Source organism: Micromonospora sp. ABR4_055 (assembly GCF_056160425.1).
Window position 1 is genome coordinate 1 of sequence record NZ_JBSWXD010000278.1, and the last position, 3562, is coordinate 3562.

Consider the following 3562-nt stretch of genomic DNA (forward strand, 5'->3'; position numbering starts at 1 on the left):
TTTCTCCTGAGCGTTGATCTCTCTCCAATCCTTGTTCGCTTCGCCCCTGCCTGGCTCGAGAGGCCATGAACCGGGATTGGGGGTTTGGGGTTTTGGCACCCCCCCCGGTCCGGTTGCGCGCCGGGCTCACGCTCGGCGGGCAATCCGGTTGGGTCAGTCGAGGAGGTACGACTCCAACTGGTCAGCCAGCTCCCGGTGGTGGGTGAGCGCCGCCAGATGGCCACCGCCGATCTCGTCGGGCGTGATGCCGAGCCGCTGCGCGACCAGGCCACGGATGAACCCGGCGGGAAAGAACCGGTCGTCGCGGCAGACGACGAACCGGGTTGGCACATCCGGCCAGGCCGGCAGCGGCCAGGGCTGCCCGAACGGCGTGCCGGACTGGTCGCGGTCGCGCCGCAGCACCTCCGCCGCCTGGTCGTCCGGCATCCCGTGAACGTCGCCATCGAGCCTCCAGCACACTCGGCTACCAGCTGCCACAAACGGGACCAGCTGTCACACCGACGCCGGTCGGCGTATTGCAGTTCTCACCAGCGACAGTACAAGTGTCGGGCATCTGACCTGCCGCTACGCCATCCGGCCCGGTCCCACGGACGTCACCTGCATTGCCCGGCCCACCGGCTGGGCAACCCGTCACGCAGATACGCCGACCGGCAGGAGGCCGCTGATGACCGCGATCCACCCAGCCGCCGTGACGATCCGTACCGCCGGAGTGGACGACCTTCCGCAGGCCGCCACGCTGCTCACCGAGGCGTTCCTGATCGCGCCGGTGTCGCAGTGGCTGGTCGGCGACCTGGAGGCACGGACGGAGATCTTCCGGACGCTGTTCACCATCGAGCTCGATCACGCCATCCGGGCCGGCGGCACGGTGCACATCGCCGGCCAGTTCAGCGGGATCGCGGTCTGGCACCCGCGCGGGCGGCGTACGCCCACCGAGCCGCAGACGGTCAGCAATCACGAGCTGCAACTGCTCACCGCGACCGGACGGTGGCAACCCCGCTTCGCCGCGTTGGGCCGGATCCTGGCGGCGCACCATCCGTGGCAGCCGCACTGGCATCTGGCCTACCTGGCGGTGGCGCCGTGGCGGCAGGGCGGCGGGTTGGGCAGTGCGCTGCTGCGGCACCACCACCGGCATCTGGACGGCTACGGAACCCCCGGTTACCTGGAGGCGACCACGCCCCGCAACCGGGACCTCTACCTCCGGCACGGCTACCGACCGCACGGACCGGTCCGGCTGCCCGACGGCCCGCCGATCTGGCCGATGTGGCGCGAGCCCCGGCCCCGGAGCGTGGCCGGCTGACGGCCCGGCTCGGCTGCTCGTCGGCGACGCGCAGGGCGAGTTGAACACGGGACATCCGCGCCGCCGAACTTGATTAGACCAACATTTAAACAACGAGGTTGCGACCTGACTCGACAATTGTCAAACTAGACGAGTGTCAAGACAAGAGCTGTCGATCGTGCCGGACGCGTCGACCTGCTGCCCCCCGCTGACCGACCAGGCGCTGACCGACGACGCAGCCGCCAGCCTGGCCCGCGGCTTCAAGGCCCTCGGCGACCCGGTGCGGCTGAGACTGCTGTCCCTGATCGCGTCCCAGGCTGGCGACGAAGTGTGCGTCTGCGACCTGACCGACGCGTTCACCCTGACCGGGCCGACGATCTCGCACCACCTCAAGGTGCTGCGCGAGGCCGGTCTGATCGACTGCGAGCGTCGCGGCACCTGGGTGTACTACTGGATCGTCCCGGCCCGGCTCACCGCCCTGTCCCAGCTACTCGACGTCCCGATCGCCACCACCGGAGTCACCCGTTGACCGCCGACAAGGCACCGCCACTCGTCCTCGCCCCGATGACCGACGCACACCGCAACGCCGTACTCGACATCTACCGGCTCGGCATCGCCACCGGCAACGCTACCTTCGAGACCGAGCCGCCTTCCTGGGACAACTTCACGGCCACCCGCCTGCCGGACCACCGCTGGGTCGCCGTCGACCCCGCCGCCGGAGTGCACACCGTCGTCGGCTGGGCCGCCTGCGCCCCTGTCTCGGACCGGTGCGTCTATGCCGGGGTCGTCGAGCACTCCGTCTACGTCCACCCCGACGCCCGCGGGCGCGGCATCGGCCGGCAACTGCTCCAGCAGTTGATCACCGCCACCGAACAGGCCGGCATCTGGACCATCCAGTCCGGAGTCTTCCCCGAGAACACCGCCAGCATCGCCCTGCACCACGGATGCGGTTTCCGTACCATCGGCACCCGCGAACGCATCGGCCGCCATCACGGCCGCTGGCGTGACGTCGTCCTCCTCGAACGCCGCAGCCCGAACATCGGCTGACCTTCCGACCGGCGCGCCCCGGGCCGGGTCGGTCGCGGATGATCGGATCGGGCCGCAGAAGTCGGGCGCCGCCGAGGCGGGTTCGGCCAGGCTGAACGGCGAAGGGAGGCTTCGTGATCTCGGCACTCAATCGGCTGGTCGACCTCGTCGAAGAGCACCTGACCGAGGAGTTCGACGTCGACGCGGTGGCCGGCACGCTCGGCACGACCGAGTACCACCTGCGCCGGATGTTCTCGTCGCTGGCCGGCATGCCGCTGTCGGAGTACGTACGCCGCCGCCGGATGACCGTCGCCGCCGCCGACCTCGTTCGCGGCGACGACGATCTGCTGAGCATCGCCGTCCGGTACGGGTACGGCTCGACGGAGGCGTTCGGGCGGGCCTTCCGGGCCGTACACGGTGTCGGCCCGGGTGACGTGCGCCGTCGCGGAGGCCCCCTTCGCACCCAGTCACAGCTCAGGTTCCGCCTGACCGTCGAAGGGAACACTCCGATGCACACCCGAATCATCGACCGGCCCGCCTTCCGGCTCGTCGGACACGCGGCCCGGGTCCCGCTGATCCACCACGGCGTCAGCCCGCACATCCAGCGGCACATCGCCGCACTACCGGCCCAGGAGCACTCCCGGCTGAAGTCGCTCGGCAACGCCGAGCCGGCCGGACTGCTGCAGATTCTCCACGACCTCGACCCGGACAGCACCGAGGGCACCGAGCTCACCTACCTGCACGGGGTCGCCATCGACACGGACACGGCCATCCCCGCCGACCTCGACTCCGTCGAGGTGCCGGCCGGCACCTGGGCGGTGTTCCGCACCGCCGGACCGCACCCGCAGACCCTGCAGGCGGCCTGGGCCGCGACCGCCACCGAGTGGTTCCCGTCCAACCCGTGGCGGCTGCGGCCGGGTCCGTCGATGGTTGCCTTCCTCGAACGTGCGGCCGACTTCAGCACCGCCACCTGCGACCTGTGGCTGCCCGTCGAACCGGACTGACGGGGCAGGACTGGCGGGCAGCAGATCGTACGGACAGTCAGGTCGCCGGGTCCGGCGCATCCGCCGCGCCCCGCCGACGGCGACGCAGCAGCAGCCGGGCGACCAGTGCGGGCACCAGATGCAGGACGACGACGAGCACGCCGACCGGCACCGCCAGCTGACCGATCGAAAGTCCGTGCAGCGCCAGCACCAGTGCCGGGGGGGGGGGGGGGGGGGGGGGGGGAGCGGTGGGAGGCGGGGGGGGAAGGACGGAAAG

At 70.7% G+C, this 3562-nt stretch carries 5 protein-coding genes and 1 pseudogene; 4 read left to right on the plus strand and 2 right to left on the minus strand.

Translation table 11 applies throughout. The features are described from left to right. Positions 1-153: 153 nt before the first annotated feature. The gene (locus tag ACXAHD_RS31645) at positions 154-426 is read right to left on the minus strand and encodes an alpha/beta fold hydrolase (RefSeq protein ID WP_475055086.1); all 273 of its coding nucleotides are present in this window, start codon (positions 424-426) and stop codon (positions 154-156) included. Between the two features lie 238 nt (positions 427-664). On the opposite strand from ACXAHD_RS31645, the gene ACXAHD_RS31650 reads away from it, so the two are divergent. From ACXAHD_RS31650 to ACXAHD_RS31665, 4 genes are all read left to right on the plus strand, one after another. Beyond that, positions 665-1297: a GNAT family N-acetyltransferase gene (locus tag ACXAHD_RS31650; RefSeq protein WP_475055087.1), complete on the plus strand. Its 633-nt coding sequence runs from the start codon at positions 665-667 to the stop codon at positions 1295-1297. 133 nt (positions 1298-1430) lie between these two features. Further along, positions 1431-1805 carry an ArsR/SmtB family transcription factor gene (locus ACXAHD_RS31655; RefSeq protein ID WP_281551991.1) on the plus strand — a complete coding sequence of 125 codons (375 nt, stop codon included), beginning with the start codon at positions 1431-1433 and terminating at the stop codon, positions 1803-1805. A gap of 35 nt (positions 1806-1840) precedes the next feature. Next, positions 1841-2323, plus strand: coding sequence for a GNAT family N-acetyltransferase (locus tag ACXAHD_RS31660; RefSeq protein ID WP_281555737.1), 483 nt, complete (start codon positions 1841-1843; stop codon positions 2321-2323). Positions 2324-2436: 113 nt separating this feature from the next. Further along, positions 2437-3306 (plus strand): AraC family transcriptional regulator, encoded by an 870-nt coding sequence (locus ACXAHD_RS31665; RefSeq protein WP_475055088.1) that lies wholly within the window; start codon positions 2437-2439, stop codon positions 3304-3306. 37 nt (positions 3307-3343) lie between these two features. Here ACXAHD_RS31665 and ACXAHD_RS31670 read toward each other — a convergent pair. Then, positions 3344-3562, minus strand: a pseudogene (locus tag ACXAHD_RS31670) (hypothetical protein); the annotation flags it as partial.